Source organism: Citrobacter sp. Cpo100 (genome assembly GCF_030332595.1).
Classification (GTDB): Bacteria; Pseudomonadota; Gammaproteobacteria; order Enterobacterales; family Enterobacteriaceae; genus Citrobacter; species Citrobacter portucalensis.
The window spans coordinates 377,031-393,163 of record NZ_JAOWHM010000037.1; the positions used below are offsets into that span (position 1 = coordinate 377,031).

At 51.1% G+C, this 16,133-nt stretch carries 15 protein-coding genes and 1 pseudogene; 9 read left to right on the top strand and 7 right to left on the bottom strand.

Annotation, left to right across the window (positions count from 1 at the left end; genetic code table 11):
* The first annotated feature begins 62 nt into the window (after window positions 1–62).
* The gene (gene rimL, locus OGX96_RS17385) at window positions 63–608 is read left to right on the top strand and encodes a 50S ribosomal protein L7/L12-serine acetyltransferase (RefSeq protein WP_286583720.1); all 546 of its coding nucleotides are present in this window, start codon (window positions 63–65) and stop codon (window positions 606–608) included.
* Here rimL and ydcK read toward each other — a convergent pair.
* A complete protein-coding gene (gene ydcK, locus OGX96_RS17390) occupies window positions 600–1,580 on the bottom strand; it encodes a YdcK family protein (RefSeq protein WP_286583722.1) in 981 nt (326 codons plus the stop codon). The genes rimL and ydcK overlap by 9 nt on opposite strands.
* A 113-nt stretch (window positions 1,581–1,693) precedes the next feature.
* Here ydcK and tehA point away from each other — a divergent pair, with 113 nt between their 5' ends.
* From tehA to OGX96_RS17405, 3 genes are all read left to right on the top strand, one after another.
* On the top strand, window positions 1,694–2,695 hold the full coding sequence (gene tehA, locus OGX96_RS17395) for a dicarboxylate transporter/tellurite-resistance protein TehA (protein WP_286583724.1): 1,002 nt from the start codon (window positions 1,694–1,696) through the stop codon (window positions 2,693–2,695).
* Window positions 2,695–3,291 (top strand): tellurite resistance methyltransferase TehB, encoded by a 597-nt coding sequence (gene tehB / locus OGX96_RS17400; RefSeq protein WP_103285253.1) that lies wholly within the window; start codon window positions 2,695–2,697, stop codon window positions 3,289–3,291. The genes tehA and tehB overlap by 1 nt, the downstream gene beginning before the upstream one ends.
* 175 nt (window positions 3,292–3,466) lie before the next feature.
* Window positions 3,467–4,141, top strand: coding sequence for a DUF3313 domain-containing protein (locus tag OGX96_RS17405; protein WP_286583726.1), 675 nt, complete (start codon window positions 3,467–3,469; stop codon window positions 4,139–4,141).
* 37 nt (window positions 4,142–4,178) lie between these two features.
* On the opposite strand, the gene OGX96_RS17410 is transcribed toward OGX96_RS17405, so the two are convergent.
* On the bottom strand, window positions 4,179–5,087 hold the full coding sequence (locus OGX96_RS17410) for a DMT family transporter (RefSeq protein WP_032943534.1): 909 nt from the start codon (window positions 5,085–5,087) through the stop codon (window positions 4,179–4,181).
* A gap of 184 nt (window positions 5,088–5,271) precedes the next feature.
* Here OGX96_RS17410 and OGX96_RS17415 point away from each other — a divergent pair.
* Window positions 5,272–6,141, top strand: a pseudogene (locus OGX96_RS17415) (AraC family transcriptional regulator).
* On the opposite strand, the gene OGX96_RS17420 reads toward OGX96_RS17415, so the two are convergent.
* On the bottom strand, window positions 6,124–7,290 hold the full coding sequence (locus OGX96_RS17420) for a benzoate/H(+) symporter BenE family transporter (RefSeq protein WP_204192523.1): 1,167 nt from the start codon (window positions 7,288–7,290) through the stop codon (window positions 6,124–6,126). The pseudogene OGX96_RS17415 and the gene OGX96_RS17420 overlap by 18 nt on opposite strands.
* Before the next feature lie 105 nt (window positions 7,291–7,395).
* Between OGX96_RS17420 and OGX96_RS17425 the strand changes: the two genes are divergently transcribed.
* A complete protein-coding gene (locus OGX96_RS17425) occupies window positions 7,396–7,932 on the top strand; it encodes a helix-turn-helix domain-containing protein (RefSeq protein ID WP_071446326.1) in 537 nt (178 codons plus the stop codon).
* 79 nt (window positions 7,933–8,011) lie between these two features.
* Window positions 8,012–9,973, top strand: coding sequence for a 23S rRNA 5-hydroxycytidine C2501 synthase (gene rlhA / locus OGX96_RS17430; protein ID WP_198802257.1), 1,962 nt, complete (start codon window positions 8,012–8,014; stop codon window positions 9,971–9,973).
* 3 nt (window positions 9,974–9,976) lie between these two features.
* Here rlhA and OGX96_RS17435 read toward each other — a convergent pair whose 3' ends face one another.
* From OGX96_RS17435 to OGX96_RS17450, 4 genes are all read right to left on the bottom strand, one after another.
* Window positions 9,977–10,207: a DUF2554 family protein gene (locus OGX96_RS17435; RefSeq protein ID WP_003020233.1), complete on the bottom strand. Its 231-nt coding sequence runs from the start codon at window positions 10,205–10,207 to the stop codon at window positions 9,977–9,979.
* A 191-nt stretch (window positions 10,208–10,398) separates the two neighbouring features.
* A complete protein-coding gene (locus OGX96_RS17440) occupies window positions 10,399–10,524 on the bottom strand; it encodes a DUF2474 domain-containing protein (RefSeq protein WP_003020230.1) in 126 nt (41 codons plus the stop codon).
* Window positions 10,524–11,534, bottom strand: a complete 1,011-nt coding sequence (gene cydB / locus OGX96_RS17445) for a cytochrome d ubiquinol oxidase subunit II (RefSeq protein WP_103285248.1) — start codon at window positions 11,532–11,534, stop codon at window positions 10,524–10,526. The genes OGX96_RS17440 and cydB overlap by 1 nt, the downstream gene beginning before the upstream one ends.
* Window positions 11,534–12,937: a cytochrome ubiquinol oxidase subunit I gene (locus OGX96_RS17450; RefSeq protein ID WP_048214148.1), complete on the bottom strand. Its 1,404-nt coding sequence runs from the start codon at window positions 12,935–12,937 to the stop codon at window positions 11,534–11,536. The genes cydB and OGX96_RS17450 overlap by 1 nt, the downstream gene beginning before the upstream one ends.
* A gap of 310 nt (window positions 12,938–13,247) precedes the next feature.
* Here OGX96_RS17450 and OGX96_RS17455 point away from each other — a divergent pair, with 310 nt between their 5' ends.
* Both OGX96_RS17455 and ydcS read left to right on the top strand, forming a co-directional pair.
* Window positions 13,248–14,657, top strand: coding sequence for an aminotransferase-like domain-containing protein (locus OGX96_RS17455; protein WP_008784843.1), 1,410 nt, complete (start codon window positions 13,248–13,250; stop codon window positions 14,655–14,657).
* Window positions 14,658–14,984: 327 nt separating this feature from the next.
* Window positions 14,985–16,130, top strand: coding sequence for a putative ABC transporter substrate-binding protein YdcS (gene ydcS, locus OGX96_RS17460; protein WP_008784842.1), 1,146 nt, complete (start codon window positions 14,985–14,987; stop codon window positions 16,128–16,130).
* Window positions 16,131–16,133: the final 3 nt, after the last annotated feature.

Here is a 16,133-nt window from a genome sequence, read left to right on the forward strand (position 1 = left end):
CAGAGTAATATCGGCTACTGCCAGTCAGAAATGCCCCGTTTACGATCGCAAAGGAGATAAACATGTCAGAAATAATTATCGTTAGTGACGCGCTGGAACTGCGGGCGGTAGAAGAACTCCACGTCACCCCTCTGCATCAGTTGGTGCTTAAAAATAAAACCTGGCTCCAACAGTCACTGAACTGGCCGCAGTTTGTCGAATCTGAGGACGACACGCGTAAGAACGTGCAGGGGAATATGATGTTGCACCAGCGCGGCTACGCCAAAATGTTCCTTATTTTCGAACAAGGGGAGGTGGCTGGCGTTATCTCGTTTAACCAGATAGAGCCGCTGAACAAAGCCGCTTATATTGGTTATTGGCTGGATGAAGAGCACCAGGGCAAAGGCATTCTGTCTCAGGCGCTACAGGCAATGATTCGTCATTATGCGCAGCGCCAGGAGATTCGCCGCTTCGTGATTAAATGTCGTGTAGATAACGTCAAGAGCAACCAGGTTGCACTGCGCAATGGCTTCCGACTGGAGGGATGTATGCAACAGGCGGAGTTCCTTAATGGCGATTACCATGACGTGAATCTCTACGCCCGCATCATTGATGGCTCTTCAGAATAAACCGGCGATAGGGGTGCGCGTGATACGTTGTTCGCCGTTGATCACTTTTGGCCCGCGCAGATGGATCGCATCGCCATCAAAGGCTTCAACTTGGGCCTGATCGGTTATCTCAATATGATGCTCGATCAGCACTTCACCCAGAATACAGGCATAGCCTTCAATCAGGATGTGACCGTCAAGCTGGAGCGGTCCGCCACGTAATTGCGCATGCCCCCCAACCAACACGTGGTGTTTCAGCACGCAGTTACCTTCAACCACCGCGTGTTCCGCCACCTGCGAGCTGTAGCGCAGGGTAGGAATGGCGTCTTCATCCGTTCCGGCGATGACGCGTGCATGCCCATAGACTTTGGCGCAATCGCAGATCCAGACATTATTCTCTTTGTTGCCTTCTATCCGTGCAAAATCAAAAACTTCAGCCCGATGTTCTATAAAGGCATAATTGATCATCGCATCGCCATAGATTTGCGCCTGATGCACCACGCGTGAATTACTGACTGCCGCCCGCTCGTAAATTTGCAGGAGCTGGTCGCTTTCACGGGTTAACCCTCTGGCTGCAATGATTTCAGAGTCACACACAATGCGTGCATCACCGCAGATGAGGCACTCACCGCGAACAACAGAATCCTGAATGGTGACGTTGTCACGTATTTGCGCGTTATGGCTGATTTCTGCTCGGTCAATCCAGGCGGCATCACCAATCTGCGCGCCATCTCTGACCACGCTTGCCTGTGTAATACGAGCGTCTCCGGTTATCGTCGCGCCGGAAAAGGCGAGCGCATTCTCATCGTATATCCAGCAATTACCGCTTTGCGACAGAACGCTTTCATCATCAATCCAGCCACCGAGCGTACCGGATCTAACATCATTAAAATCAATGAGTGCGATGATTTGGCGTAGTAATACACTTTTTTTATTGCCATTATCCTGGTAACTAAAGGAGCGAGATTCATCGCTTAGACGGTATTTGGTCATAGCTCATTTCCATGTTGCGCACCTTAGTTAAACGTAGCAAAGTTTTCTGCACTGGCTAAACCGGCAGATATTCCATAAAATGCATTTCAAATATACTTTAAAAAATAAACAAAATGAGTAAGAACAAACAGAGTGAACGGGTCCTCAATCTTCCGGCCGGTTATTTTGGCATGGTACTGGGTACAATTGGGATGGGATTTGCGTGGCGTTACGCCAGCCAGGTGTGGCCGGTGAGCCACTGGATTGGTGATGGCTTAGTCATCCTTGCAATGCTCATCTGGGGATTGCTGACGCTGGCCTTTCTGAGCCGTTTACTGCGTTTTCCGCATAGCGTACTGGCGGAAATTCGTCATCCGGTGATGAGTAGCTTTGTCAGTCTGTTTCCGGCCACCACGATGCTGGTCGCGATTGGATTTGTTCCGTGGTATCGACCGCTGGCGATTGGGTTATTCAGTATTGGCGTGGTCATACAGCTGGCATACGCAGCCTGGCAAACGGCAGGGCTGTGGCGTGGGGAGCATCCGGAAGAGGCCACCACGCCGGGTCTGTATCTGCCAACCGTTGCCAATAACTTTATCAGCGCCATGGCCTGTGGTGCACTTGGGTTCAACGATGCCGGATTGGTGTTTTTGGGCGCCGGGGTATTTTCATGGCTCAGCCTGGAGCCAGTGATTCTGCAACGTCTACGAAGCTGCGGCGAGCTGCCGACGGTTTTACGGACTTCACTTGGTATTCAGTTGGCACCCGCGCTGGTCGCCTGTAGCGCCTGGCTTAGCGTCAACGGTGGCGAGGGGGATACGTTAGCCAAAATGTTGTTCGGCTATGGTTTGCTGCAACTTCTGTTCATGCTACGCCTTATGCCGTGGTATTTGTCACAGCCATTTAATGCGTCTTTCTGGAGCTTCTCGTTTGGCGTGTCGGCCCTGGCGACAACGGGATTGCATCTTGGACACGGCAGCGAATCAGGATTTTTTCATACGCTGTCTATCCCACTGTTTATTTTTACCAATTTTATCATTGCATTATTACTGATACGTACGTTTGCATTGCTGATGCAGGGGAAACTGCTCATCCGCACGGAGCGTGCTGCATTACTGAAATCTGAGGATAAATAATGACCCTTTGCGACGAAAACTACTTTACTGAAAAATATGATTTAACCCGTACGCATTCCGATGTCGTTGAAGCGGCAAAAGTGGTTGCGCCAGGTAAAACGTTAGATCTGGGCTGCGGTAACGGCCGAAACAGCCTGTACCTGGCGGCAAATGGCTATGACGTTACCGCATGGGATAAAAACCCCATGAGCATCGCTAACCTTGAGCGCATCAAAGCGGCTGAGGGGCTGACCAACCTGAACGCGAAGGTCGCTGACCTTAATGCGTTACGTTTTGAGGGGGAATACGATTTTATTCTATCTACCGTTGTGTTGATGTTCCTTGAAGCCAAAACAATCCCTGGCCTTATTGAGAATATGCAACGTTGTACTAAACCGGGTGGATACAACTTAATCGTCGCGGCGATGGATACCGAAGATTTTCCGTGCACCGTTGGTTTTCCGTTTGCGTTTAAATCTGGAGAATTACGTCGTTATTACAGCGGGTGGGATCTGCTGAAATATAACGAAGACGTAGGTGAACTTCATCGTACAGATGAAAACGGTAATCGAATTAAACTGCGCTTTGCCACAATGCTGGCACGTAAAACTGTTTGATTCTCCCGTCTGGGTTAACTCTTTCTACGTTCAGCGTTTTTTCGTGCTGAACGTAGAAATAAAAATGTGCGTTACTTTCCAATTTTAATGTATCTGAACATTTTTAGTGCATCCAAAATGATTCTGTTTTGCTATTCTTTTTTTGCATCATTGCGAAAACTAAAGGGATCGTTTCATGCGTACTCAAACTTTATTTAAAGTTGCAGTGCTTACTGGCTTGTTGGCATTATCCGGCTGTGCGTCAAAAGTGACCGAACCGGAGAAATATTCTGGGTTTTTAAAAAATTATTCTGATCTGAAGGAAACAAAATCAGCATCGGGACAAACGGTACTCCGTTGGGTTGATCCGAGCTACAACGAATCCAAATATGACAACATCGTGTATAACCCGGTAACGTATTATCCGGTTCCTAAACCTACTACACAGGTAGGGCAGCAGGTTCTTGATCAATTACTGACCTATACCAATACGAAGTTGAAAGCGGCGATCGGTCAGCGTAAACCTCTGGTTACAACCCCAGGGCCACGTAGCCTGATTTTCCGCGGAGCGATTACCGGTGTTGCGACCAGCAAAGAAGGACTGCAGTTCTATGAAGTGGTCCCGGTTGCACTGCTCGTTGCGGGAACGCAAATGGCGACGGGTCACCGTACCATGGATACCAACCTCTATTTCGAGGGTGAGTTGATTGATGCAGCGACCAATAAACCGGTGATTAAAGTTGTACGTAAGGGTGAAGGTAAAGACCTGAACAACGAAAGCACGCCGATGGCGTTCGAAACGTTGAAGAAAGTTGTTGATGACATGGCGACCGATGCCTCCATGTTTGATGTGAACAAAAAACCACAATAAAAATGATGAACGCACCATCTCAGGATGGTGCGTTTTTTTATGCCACACGACGACGATAGAGTAGTTTACCCATCAGCGCTTCCGGTCGGGCAAACATCACCAGATTTCCCAGTAAGATCAACACCAATCCGGCAATCGCATTAACTTGCCAGATGTATCCTTCATACAATGTTGACAGCGTCAGCGCCACCAGCGGGAACAGCAGCGTGCTGTATGCCGCCTTACTGGGACCAATGCGACCTACCAGCGTGAAATAAGCGCCAAAGGCAATCACTGAGCCGAAAATAGCCAGATATAACAGCGCGCTAAGATAGCTGAATGTCCACTGTGGCGTGAAGTTGTCGCCGCGCACCAGCGCAATGGCCGCGATCAGCAATGTGCCGTACAGCATGGCCCAGCTGTTGGTCGTTAACACTTCTAACCCTTTTTTCTGGTGACGCAGACTGATCATATTTCCCAGTGAGAAGCCGAAGGTTCCCAGAGCGCTCAAACCGATGCCCAGTAACAGTGAATGATTAAACCCGCTGTTGAGCAAATCCTGCCAGAACAGAGTCACGATGCCCGTCAGTCCCAAACCCGCTGCAATATAGAAGCGCAGCGGTGGTTTTTGCCCAAAAAAGATGAAGCTATTGACTGCATTGAACAGGACGGCCATCGAGAAAATCACCGACTCCAGGCCGGTATTAATCCACGCCGCAGCCGTATAAAAACACCAGAAGTTAAAGCAAAAAACGCATCCGCCCTGTAACAGACAAAACAGATGATCGCGGCCAGACAGTTTGCGTAATTTACCGCTTAGCAACAGGATCACTATCATCACCGAGCTGGCAACGGCGAAGCGCCAAAAGATAGAAACCGGTGCAGAAACCGGACCTTGCTGCAAATAAATCGCAATCCATGTCGTTCCCCAAATAACCACTACCAGGCAGTACAACAGTGCGTTCATACGACTCTCTCTTTATTCATTCAGACTTACACTGTGTCACGACGGAATGCAGGAGGCTTTCATCGGCTTGCGGTGGACTTGCAAAATCTTGCGCTTTTTTTAGCGTAATAGTGAAAAGGCAGCTGTTAACGATATGTAGCTGATATAGACTGAAAGCCTGCTAACTTATTTTGAATGTGATGGTATGTCTCAGCCCTACGGTGCCTTTGAAAACTTGCGCAAACATAATGCCGTGCTGCATGAATCGGTTGCGTTACATTCAGGGATCCAACTGGCGGCCTGGTCGAACAAACGCGATACCATCACCCAATATTGCGATCACCATACGCTCAGTTTATACATCGCAGATGGTTACGAGAGTTACCACAAGACGGCGGGAGGCTGGAAGAATGGCGGGGGACCAGACCGTTTTTGCCTGATGCCGAAAGAGAGTGAGTCCAGTTGGGATATTCGTGACGATCTTTCCTTTGTTCATCTCTATTGTACGGACGCGCATTTGCGCGAAGTGGGTGAAAAAGTCTGGGACAAAAGCCCCTATAGCTTCACGCTGGACGAGCATACGTTTGGCAGTGACCCGGGGATCACGGCGGTTTACCGTCAGTTTTTGCTTGGTAATGACTGGCAGCAACCGGCCAATCACCTCACGCTTAGCGCGGCATCTGCACTACTGTTAACGCATCTGATCCAGCATTACAGCAATGTGCAATGGCGACTTCCCGTCGTCACCGGAGGGCTTGCGCCTGCCACATTACGCAACGTGCTGGCCTATATTGAAGCACATCTGGCGTATCCCATAACGTTGAGCGATCTGGCAGGTGAAGCAGCGCTAAGTGAATTCCATTTTGCCAGAATGTTTCGCCAGTCGATGAATATGGCGCCTCATCAGTACGTCATGCAACGCCGTATGGTGCTGGCGCAGTAACTGGTCTGTTATTCATCACGCAGCCTGTCGGATATTGCAATGGCCTGTGGGTTCAGTTCGGCGAGCCATTTCAGTAACCGGTTTAAACAAGTGACGGGTAAAACGCCAACGCAGCTACGCGCGGCGAAATAATGTCAACACTGAGTAGCAAATACCGCCGACGACCAGCCCCCAGAATGCAGACCCAACGCCAAATACCGTCAGACCACTGGCCGTAACCAGAAAAGCCACGATGGCCGCATCGCGTTCTGCTTCATTATGTAAGGCTTGAAATAAACTACCGCTAATCGTGCCGAGTAATGCCAGACCAGCAAGCATCTGGATCCAGCTTACGGGCAGGGCTGCCATCAGTCCTGTGACCGAACCGCCAAACACCCCAGCCAGAATGTAAAAGACACCCGCTGCGGCTGCGGCGAGCCAGCGTCGATTTACATCTGGATGGGCTTCGGGGCTTTGGCAAATTGCTGCGGTTATGGCGGCGATGCAGATGGAATAGACGCCAAACGGCGAAAATAGCAGTGCCAACAGACCCGTAAAAACAATCAGGGGTGAAACGGGTAACGAATATCCAGATGCTTTCATGGTCGCAATACCGGGGGCATTTTGCGAGGCCATAGTGACCAGAAACAGCGGTAGCGCAATACTGATACTGTGGGCTAATGAAAAGTGTGGTGCAATAAACGCTGGCAACACCGGTGACAGATTAACACCATCGGTGACAATGTCACCTTTAACCAGGGCGATGGCTATACCTACCAACATTGCGGCGATAACGGCATACCGTGGGGCGATTACTTTTAGTACCAACCACGCCAGCAGCATGCTGCCGCACAAGATAAGCTCACTGTTCAGGCTATTGAACGCCTGCAAACCAAAACGCAGCAAGATCCCGGCCAGCATGGCCGATGCCAGCGAGTGGGGAATAATTTTCATCAGGCGGGCAAACAGCCCGGTTATACCGCACAGCACAATCAATGCATTAGCTACGATAAAAACACCGATAGCATCCTGAATCGATACCCCTTGCAGGCCCGTCACCAGCAGCGCGGCACCGGGCGTTGACCATGCGGTAAGTACAGGGGCGCGATACCACAATGTCAGCGCCAGCGTACTGACCCCCATTGCTAGCCCTAGTGCGGTCATCCAGCCTGCGATTTGTCCGGTCGTCGCACCTGCGGCGAGCGCCGCTTGCCAGATAATGGCCGCTGAACTGGCGTAGCCGACCAGGACCGCCACAAAACCCGACAAAACTGTAGGCAGGGGGATGGAAAATGTGCGCATAGCAACTCCGCGTGCGTTATAACGGTCAGTCACTGTAACACTGTGCGTTATAGCGTACAAGTGCTAAGCTGTAGCCCTGAGAAAGGAGAGCGACGAAGGAGAAAAATGGACAACTTAACCCACTATCTGGCCACAACGCTCAAGACGCTACGTCACCAGCGTGAATGGAGCCTTTCGCGTCTGGCGGAGGAAACTGGCGTCTCAAAAGCGATGCTGGGGCAGATTGAGCGCAACGAATCCAGTCCAACGGTGGCGACATTGTGGAAAATTGCCACCGGACTGAACGTCCCATTTTCAACCTTTATTTCACCACCAGAGTCAGACGGCACGCTAACATTCGATCCCCAGCAGCAGGCGATGGTCGTCACACCGTTGTTCCCGTGGGATCCGCAACTGTGCTTCGATCATTTTTCGATACTGCTGGCACCCGGCGCGCTCAGTGAATCTACTCCGCATGAAACCGGCGTAATTGAGCACGTGGTGGTGATTAGTGGCCTGCTGGATATGTGTATTGAGGGGCAGTGGCGCACCTTTAAATCCGGTGAGGGTGTCCGTTTCGCCGGAGATACGGCACATAGCTACCGTAACAGTAGCGAGCAAACGGTTCATTTTCATTCGCTGATCCATTACCCACGCGGTTAATCGGGAAAACTATTCCGAAACGCCGCGCTTGTGACTACAATAACCGCCATTTTTACCGCTTGTGGATGGTAACAACTGTATGCGCCAGCAGCCTCATCACCTTGAATTGTTAAGCCCGGCTCGGGATACCGCCATTGCGCGCGAAGCCATTTTGCACGGCGCAGACGCCGTTTACATTGGTGGACCAGGTTTTGGCGCGCGTCATAACGCCAGTAATAGCCTGAAAGATATTGCCGAATTAGTGCCTTTTGCCCATCGTTACGGGGCAAAAATCTTTGTGACGCTAAACACGATCTTGCATGATGATGAGCTGGAGCCCGCACAACGGTTAATTACCGATCTGTATCAGACCGGCGTTGATGCCCTGATCGTGCAGGATATGGGGATTCTTGAACTGGATATTCCCCCGATTGAACTGCACGCCAGCACCCAGTGCGATATTCGCAGCGTTGAGAAGGCGAAATTTCTATCCGATGTGGGATTCACCCAGATTGTGCTGGCGCGCGAACTGAGCCTTGAGCAGATTAACGCTATCCATCAGGCTACCGATGCGACCATTGAGTTTTTCATTCACGGTGCGCTGTGCGTTGCCTATTCAGGGCAGTGTTATATTTCACATGCACAAACAGGACGCAGCGCTAACCGCGGCGACTGTTCCCAGGCTTGCCGTCTGCCGTATACCCTGAAAGACGATCAGGGGCGCGTGGTATCCTATGAAAAACATCTGCTGTCGATGAAAGATAACGATCAGACCGCCAACCTGGGTGCGTTGATTGACGCAGGTGTGCGTTCCTTCAAAATTGAAGGGCGCTATAAGGACATGAGTTATGTGAAGAATATTACCGCGCATTATCGCCAGATGCTCGACGCCATCATTGAAGAACGCGGCGATCTGGCCCGTTCATCAGCGGGACGTACCGAACATTTCTTTACCCCATCCACAGAGAAAACCTTCCATCGCGGCAGCACCGATTATTTTGTGAATGCCCGTAAAGGGGATATCGGCGCATTCGACTCACCAAAGTTTATCGGTTTGCCGGTCGGCGAAGTCCTGAAGGTGGCGAAAGATCATCTCGATGTTGAGGTGACTGAACCGCTGGCAAACGGGGATGGCCTGAACGTGTTAATCAAACGTGAGGTTGTTGGATTTCGCGCCAACACCGTGGAAAAAATGGGGAACAATCGTTATCGGGTATGGCCGAATGAAATGCCCGCCGACCTGCACAAAGTGCGTCCGCATCATCCGCTGAATCGCAACCTCGATCATAACTGGCAGCAAGCGTTAACAAAAACTTCCAGCGAACGCCGTGTTGCGATCGATATTGAGCTCGGCGGCTGGCAGGAGCAGTTGATTCTGACGCTCACCAGTGAAGAAGGCGTGAGTATCACCCATACGTTGGACGGCCAGTTTGAGGAAGCGAACAATGCGGAAAAAGCGTTGAGTAACCTACAGGACGGACTGGCAAAACTTGGTCAGACGATGTACTACGCCCGCAATATTCAGGTGAATCTGCCGGGCGCGCTGTTTGTGCCAAACGGTCAACTAAATCAGTTCCGGCGTGAAGCCGTTGATATGCTGGATGCAGCGCGCCTGCAAAGCTATCAGCGCGGTAGCCGCAAACCGGTATCTCAGCCAGCGCCGGTTTATCCACAAACGCACTTGAGTTTCCTGGCTAACGTCTACAACCAAAAAGCGCGTGAGTTTTATCACCGTTATGGCGTTCAGTTGATTGATGCAGCCTATGAAGCACATGAAGAAAAGGGCGAAGTGCCGGTGATGATCACCAAACATTGCCTGCGTTTCGCCTTTAACCTGTGTCCGAAACAGGCGAAAGGTAACATCAAAAGCTGGAAAGCAACACCGATGCAACTGGTTAACGGCGATGAAGTCCTGACGCTGAAATTTGATTGCCGACCGTGCGAAATGCACGTAATCGGCAAGATGAAGCACCACATTCTGAAGATGCCGTTGCCGGGCAGCGTCGTGGCTTCGGTCAGTCCAGAAGAACTGATGAAGACACTGCCAAAGCGCAAAGGTTAATCGTTAGCTCAGATGTGTATCGGGTTTGCGTGATTTTTGCCAGTGATGGTGCTCACGAAGATCGGCGGCGGATTCTTCCGCCGTCACTCGAAGTTCATCGCTGTCGGCCGTGTGTCGTAGTAAATGATCGGCATCCTGCACCTGAAGATATTCATGTCCCTGATTAGTAGCGAAAAGTTGACCGGAAAAAAGCGCGCTGGCCAGCAATAACACCGTTAACCCTTTCTTAAACATCATGCACCCTCTGGTACGTTAGCTGCGGAATTGGCGATAATTTCGCCCGGTGACTATTCAATATTTTAATCGGGTTAATGACAATCTCTGTTTTGCCATTTCGATGTTTTTTACATTTTTGTTTAGTCGATGTTGGGATTTGTAACATCCGGGCAGTGCAGCGCGCTGACCGGGTGTTATCAGGGCGAGATTCAGGACTTAAATCCGGCGGCCGTCATCAGGAGACGAAAGAACATACCAACGGCGGCCAGGGCCAGCACGCTGCCGCCCCAGAGGATCACCAGCCACATCAGGCGTTTCCAGATTGTTTGTTGCATCAATGATACCCCTCACCATGTTGAACTTTGCCGCGGAAAACGTAGTAGCTCCAGAAGGTGTACACCAGGATTATCGGGATAATCAGCAGTGCGCCAACCAACATAAAGCCCTGACTTTGTGCCGGAGCCGCTGCCTGCCAGAGCGTAATAGACGGTGGAATGATATGTGGCCAGATACTGATCCCCAGCCCGCTAAACCCGAGAAAAATCAGCCCCAGTGTCAATACAAAAGGCAGCGTATGGCAGTTATGTTGCCCCAGCGAACGCCACAGCCAGAGACTGATAAGCGCAACCAGCAGCGGAACCGGCATCAGGAACCAAAGGTTGGGCAGGCTAAACCAACGCTCGGCAATCGCGCTATGTGCCAGTGGTGTCCACAGGCTGATAATGGCAATCACAACCAACATTGCCAGCAGCAGTTTTTTGGCCACACTGCGCATTTTATCCTGCAACGGATTTTCGCTTTTCATCACCAGCCATGTCGCCCCCAGCAGGGCGTAAGCCACGACCAGACCAACGCCGCAGAACAACGTGAACGGGGTCAACCAGTCGAAAGGACCGCCGCTGTAGCTGCGTCCGGTAACGGAAAATCCGTTGAGTACGGCACCCACCACGACACCTTGCGTGAATGTCGCGAGGATTGAACCGCCGATAAAGGCTTTATCCCAGAATGGTCGGTGCGCAGGTGTGGCTTTGAAGCGAAACTCGAACGCGACGCCGCGAAAAATCAGACCGATTAGCATCAGGGTCAACGGAATCGTCAGCGCATCGACAATCACCGCATAGGCCAGGGGGAAAGCGCCGAATAATCCGGCTCCGCCCAACACCAGCCAGGTTTCATTGCCGTCCCATACCGGGGCGACGCTGTTGACCATCACATCGCGGTCGTCAGCGTCCTGAATCGCTGGGAATAAAATGCCAATCCCGAGATCAAAACCGTCCATCACGATATACATCAGCGTGGCGAAGACGATAATTACAAACCAGATAACTGATAAATCGATACCCATTAGCGATGTGCCTCCGGTTGAGAATCGAGGACGGCGGCTGAAAGCGGCCGGGCAGGCGTGCCTGTTGGCGGAATAGTCGGGTCATCTTCCTGTGGCCCTTTACGGATCAGGCGGATCATGTAGCTGTAACCCACGCCAAACACTGAGCTGTACACCACAAAGAAGGACAGCAGGCTGATGCTCATATGTAAATCGCCATGTGCAGAAACCGCATCCGCCGTACGTTGCAGACCGTAAACCACCCACGGCTGACGGCCAACTTCAGTGGTCACCCAACCGGCAAGGATGGCAATCAGACCGGAAGGACCCATCCATAAGGCAAAGCGCAGAAAAGGGCGCGAGGTGTATAAACGCTGCTTATAGCGCAGCCACAGGGCAAACGCGCCCAACAGGATCATCAGCATGCCTAGCCCGGCCATTATGCGAAACGACCAGAACACCATAGTGGAGTTGGGCCTGTCTTCTTTAGGAAACTCTTTTAGGGCCGGGACCTGTTTGTCCAGACTATGGGTCAGGATCAGACTGCCCAGCGCCGGGATTTCCAGCCCATAGCGGGTGCGTTCCTGCTCCATATCCGGCCAGCCGAACAGCAGCAGCGGAGTCGGTTCACCGGGGCGATTTTCCCAGTGTCCTTCAATCGCAGCAATTTTTGCCGGCTGATGCTTCAGCGTATTCAAACCGTGCATATCGCCAATCAAGGCCTGCAGTGGAGCGACGATTAATGTCATCCACAGCGCCATCGAAAACATCGCTCGAATTGCTGGTGTGTTATTCCCGCGCAGCAAATGCCATGCCCCCGAGGCAGCAACAAACAACGCGCTACTCAGGAAGGCGGCAACCGACATATGCAGCAGACGATAGGGGAACGAAGGATTGAAAATAACGGCGAACCAGTCGACGGGAACGACCTGGCCGTTAACTATTTCATAGCCTTGCGGTGTCTGCATCCAGCTGTTGGAGGCGAGGATCCAGAAGGTTGAAATAATGGTACCCAGTGCGACCATGCAGGTGGCAAAGAAATGAAGTCCTGGACCAACCCGATTCCAGCCAAACAACATCACCCCAAGGAAACCAGCTTCGAGGAAGAAGGCGGTTAATACTTCATAGGTCAGTAACGGCCCAGTGATACTCCCGGCGAACTCGGAAAAACCACTCCAGTTGGTGCCGAACTGATAAGCCATCACCAGCCCGGAAACTACACCCATACCAAAATTTACGGCGAATATTTTCGACCAGAAATGGTACAGCGATCGCCAAATGGGATTTTTCGTTTTTAGCCATAGCCCTTCCAGCACAGCCAGATAACTGGCGAGCCCGATAGTAATAGCCGGAAAGATGATGTGAAAGGATACCGTAAACGCGAACTGGATCCTTGCCAGGTGAAACGCGTCAAGACCGAACATGCTTAACTCCGCAGGCAAAATTGATTTAGCGCAATTCTAAGTCTGAGGAGCAATGGAAGGCAGAAACAGAACAGTTCTTTTTAACCATAACAGTTGCAGCGCTGTTATAAGTTGCACTCGCTGATATGAAATCCGGAAGCTTGATTCCTGTCATTGAATAGCGTTCTCTTCTTGAAATACGCGCCGTAGGCAAAGAACTGTCATTACCGATGTTGTAAAACTGTTAACTATAACAGTTAAATAAAATACCCTGATTATGTAAACTGATATACACAGTGGTTGTCACCGACACCGGTAATCAGGACGAAAAATGAAAAAGTACCAGCGACTGGCAGAGCAAATTCGCGATCAAATTGCGTCTGGCGTATGGCAGCCAGGCGATCGCTTGCCATCCTTGCGTGAGCAGGTGGTCAGCAGCGGAATGAGTTTTATGACCGTCGGACACGCATACCAGTTGCTGGAAAGCCAGGGGCGGATTATTGCCCGACCGCAGTCTGGCTATTATGTCGCCGCGCGCCCCGAACGTGAATTTGCTGCGCCACAGGTGCAGGTCATGCGCGATGAAGCGGTGGATATCAATACCTACATTTTTGATATGTTGCAGGCCAGCCGGGATGCGTCAGTGATGCCCTTTGCCTCCGCATTCCCCGACCCGCGGCTGTTTCCACTTCAGCAGTTGAATCGCTCGTTGGCGCAGGTGAGTAAAACTGCCACCGCCATGAGCGTGATTGAAAACCTGCCGCCGGGGAATGCTGAGCTGCGTCATGCCATTGCCCGTCGCTATGCTCAACAGGGGATGACCATTTCACCTGATGAAATCGTCATCACCACCGGCGCGATGGAAGCCCTCAACCTGAGCCTGCAAGCAGTCACCGAACCGGGTGATTGGGTAATTGTCGAAAACCCCTGTTTTTACGGGGCGTTGCAGGCCCTGGAGCGATTACGTCTGAAGGCGCTTTCGATTGCCACCGACGTAAAAGAGGGGATCGATCTCACCGCGCTGGAGCAGGCGTTGCAGGAGTACCCGGTAAAAGCTTGCTGGCTAATGACAAACAGCCAAAATCCACTGGGTTTTACGCTCAGCGCAGAGAAAAAGGCGCGTCTGGTTGCCTTGCTGGAAAAATACCACGTAATACTGATTGAAGATGATGTTTACAGCGAGCTGTACTTTGGCCGCGAAAAACCGTTGCCCGCCAAAGCCTGGGATCGCGCCGACAGCGTTCTGCATTGTTCGTCCTTCTCGAAGTGTCTGGTACCAGGATTTCGTATTGGCTGGGTGGCAGCAGGGAAACATGCCCGGCGTATTCAGCGACTCCAGCTAATGAGCACCTTATCTACCAGTTCGCCCATGCAGCTTGCCCTTGTTGATTATCTTTCAACCCGGCGCTATGACGCGCATCTGCGGCGCTTGCGTCGGCAACTGGCGGAACGTAAACAACAGGCCTGGCAAACGCTGCTGCGTCATCTTCCGGCGGAAGTCAAAATTCACCACAACGACAGCGGTTATTTTCTGTGGCTGGAACTGCCGGAACCGCTTGATGCCGGTGTGCTCAGTACCCATGCGCTGGCACACCACATCAGCATTGCGCCGGGGAAAATGTTCTCGACCTCGGGAAGCTGGACACGTTTTTTTCGTTTTAATACGGCATGGCACTGGGGAGATCGCGAAGAGCAGGCCGTAAAACAGCTTGGTAAATTAATTCGTGAAATGATGAAATAAACCATAACGCGCTATTCAATATAAATGAATAGCGTGTTCTTATTTTCGAAATAGTGAATGCTGAACCACGGTATTATTTATATCGGGTGCGTCCATACAAAATATCAATAGTTAATACTATTGCCACCTCTGCGTCTAACTCCTTGTCTATACTCCAGAAGATTACCCCCAGGTCAGAGTCTGTAGCGTAATGAGCGTTAGCTCACAACCTGATTAAATTTCCTTGCGCCAACAGGAACGCTTACAACACCCCGACTATTTTTAGAAAAGGACATATATTTACGGCAAGGCTGCCGCTCAATATTTTTTAGACAGGAGTAAGACGTTATGAGCAAGCAGTTTGCCCTCAGTAGCCTGTGCGCACTCAGTATGACGCTGATGACTGCGCAGGCAGCCGAACCCCCCACATCATTAGATAAACCGGAAGGCCGCCTGGATATTATTGCCTGGCCGGGTTATATCGAACGTGGGCAAACCGATAAACAATATGACTGGGTCTCACAGTTTGAGAAAGATACTGGCTGCGCGGTTAATGTAAAAACGGCAGCCACATCTGATGAAATGGTCAGCCTGATGGCAAAAGGCGGCTACGACCTGGTTACCGCTTCTGGTGATGCCTCACTGCGCCTGATTATGGGAAAACGCGTTCAGCCAATTAATACCGCGCTGATCCCTAACTGGAAAACCATCGATCCACGCGTGGTAAAAGGCGAATGGTTTAACGTTGGCGGAAAAGTTTACGGCACACCGTACCAGTGGGGACCAAACCTGCTGATGTATAACACCAAAATTTTTCCAACGCCGCCGGATAGCTGGAGCGTGGTGTTTGTTGAGCAAAAACTTGAGGATGGGAAAAGCAATAAAGGGCGCGTTCAGGCCTACGATGGCCCGATCTATATTGCCGATGCCGCGTTATTCGTTAAAGCCACTCAGCCGCAGTTGGGTATTACCGATCCCTATCAGCTCACTGAAAAACAGTATCAGGCGGTAATCAAAGTCCTGAGCGATCAGCACGCGCTGATCCATCGCTATTGGCACGATACCACCGTGCAAATGAGCGATTTCAAAAACGAAGGCGTGGTGGCGTCAAGCGCCTGGCCTTATCAGGCTAACGCCTTGAAAGGCGAAGGTCAGCCAATTGCCACGGTTTTCCCAAAAGAAGGGGTTACCGGATGGGCTGATACCACCATGCTGCACAGTGAAGCGAAACACCCGGTTTGTGCTTACAAATGGATGAACTGGTCATTAACCCCGAAAGTACAGGGCGACGTAGCGGCCTGGTTTGGTTCTCTGCCAGTGGTACCTGAAGGTTGTAAAGCCAGCCCTCTGTTGGGTGAAAAGGGTTGTGAAACCAACGGCTATAGCTACTTTGACAAAATTGCCTTCTGGAAAACGCCGATTGCCGAAGGTGGAAAATTCGTTCCTTACAGTCGCTGGACGCAGGATTACATCGCCATTATGGGCGGTCGTTAATTC

What these genes read in the sequence shown, in the direction of transcription:
- rimL (WP_286583720.1), top strand. Translation starts at nt 63, where the DNA reads ATGTCAGAAATAATTATCGTTAGTGACGCGCTGGAACTGCGGGCGGTA.
- ydcK (WP_286583722.1), bottom strand. Translation starts at nt 1,580, where the DNA reads ATGACCAAATACCGTCTAAGCGATGAATCTCGCTCCTTTAGTTACCAG.
- tehA (WP_286583724.1), top strand. Translation starts at nt 1,694, where the DNA reads ATGAGTAAGAACAAACAGAGTGAACGGGTCCTCAATCTTCCGGCCGGT.
- tehB (WP_103285253.1), top strand. Translation starts at nt 2,695, where the DNA reads ATGACCCTTTGCGACGAAAACTACTTTACTGAAAAATATGATTTAACC.
- OGX96_RS17405 (WP_286583726.1), top strand. Translation starts at nt 3,467, where the DNA reads ATGCGTACTCAAACTTTATTTAAAGTTGCAGTGCTTACTGGCTTGTTG.
- OGX96_RS17410 (WP_032943534.1), bottom strand. Translation starts at nt 5,087, where the DNA reads ATGAACGCACTGTTGTACTGCCTGGTAGTGGTTATTTGGGGAACGACA.
- OGX96_RS17420 (WP_204192523.1), bottom strand. Translation starts at nt 7,290, where the DNA reads ATGCGCACATTTTCCATCCCCCTGCCTACAGTTTTGTCGGGTTTTGTG.
- OGX96_RS17425 (WP_071446326.1), top strand. Translation starts at nt 7,396, where the DNA reads ATGGACAACTTAACCCACTATCTGGCCACAACGCTCAAGACGCTACGT.
- rlhA (WP_198802257.1), top strand. Translation starts at nt 8,012, where the DNA reads ATGCGCCAGCAGCCTCATCACCTTGAATTGTTAAGCCCGGCTCGGGAT.
- OGX96_RS17435 (WP_003020233.1), bottom strand. Translation starts at nt 10,207, where the DNA reads ATGTTTAAGAAAGGGTTAACGGTGTTATTGCTGGCCAGCGCGCTTTTT.
- OGX96_RS17440 (WP_003020230.1), bottom strand. Translation starts at nt 10,524, where the DNA reads ATGCAACAAACAATCTGGAAACGCCTGATGTGGCTGGTGATCCTCTGG.
- cydB (WP_103285248.1), bottom strand. Translation starts at nt 11,534, where the DNA reads ATGGGTATCGATTTATCAGTTATCTGGTTTGTAATTATCGTCTTCGCC.
- OGX96_RS17450 (WP_048214148.1), bottom strand. Translation starts at nt 12,937, where the DNA reads ATGTTCGGTCTTGACGCGTTTCACCTGGCAAGGATCCAGTTCGCGTTT.
- OGX96_RS17455 (WP_008784843.1), top strand. Translation starts at nt 13,248, where the DNA reads ATGAAAAAGTACCAGCGACTGGCAGAGCAAATTCGCGATCAAATTGCG.
- ydcS (WP_008784842.1), top strand. Translation starts at nt 14,985, where the DNA reads ATGAGCAAGCAGTTTGCCCTCAGTAGCCTGTGCGCACTCAGTATGACG.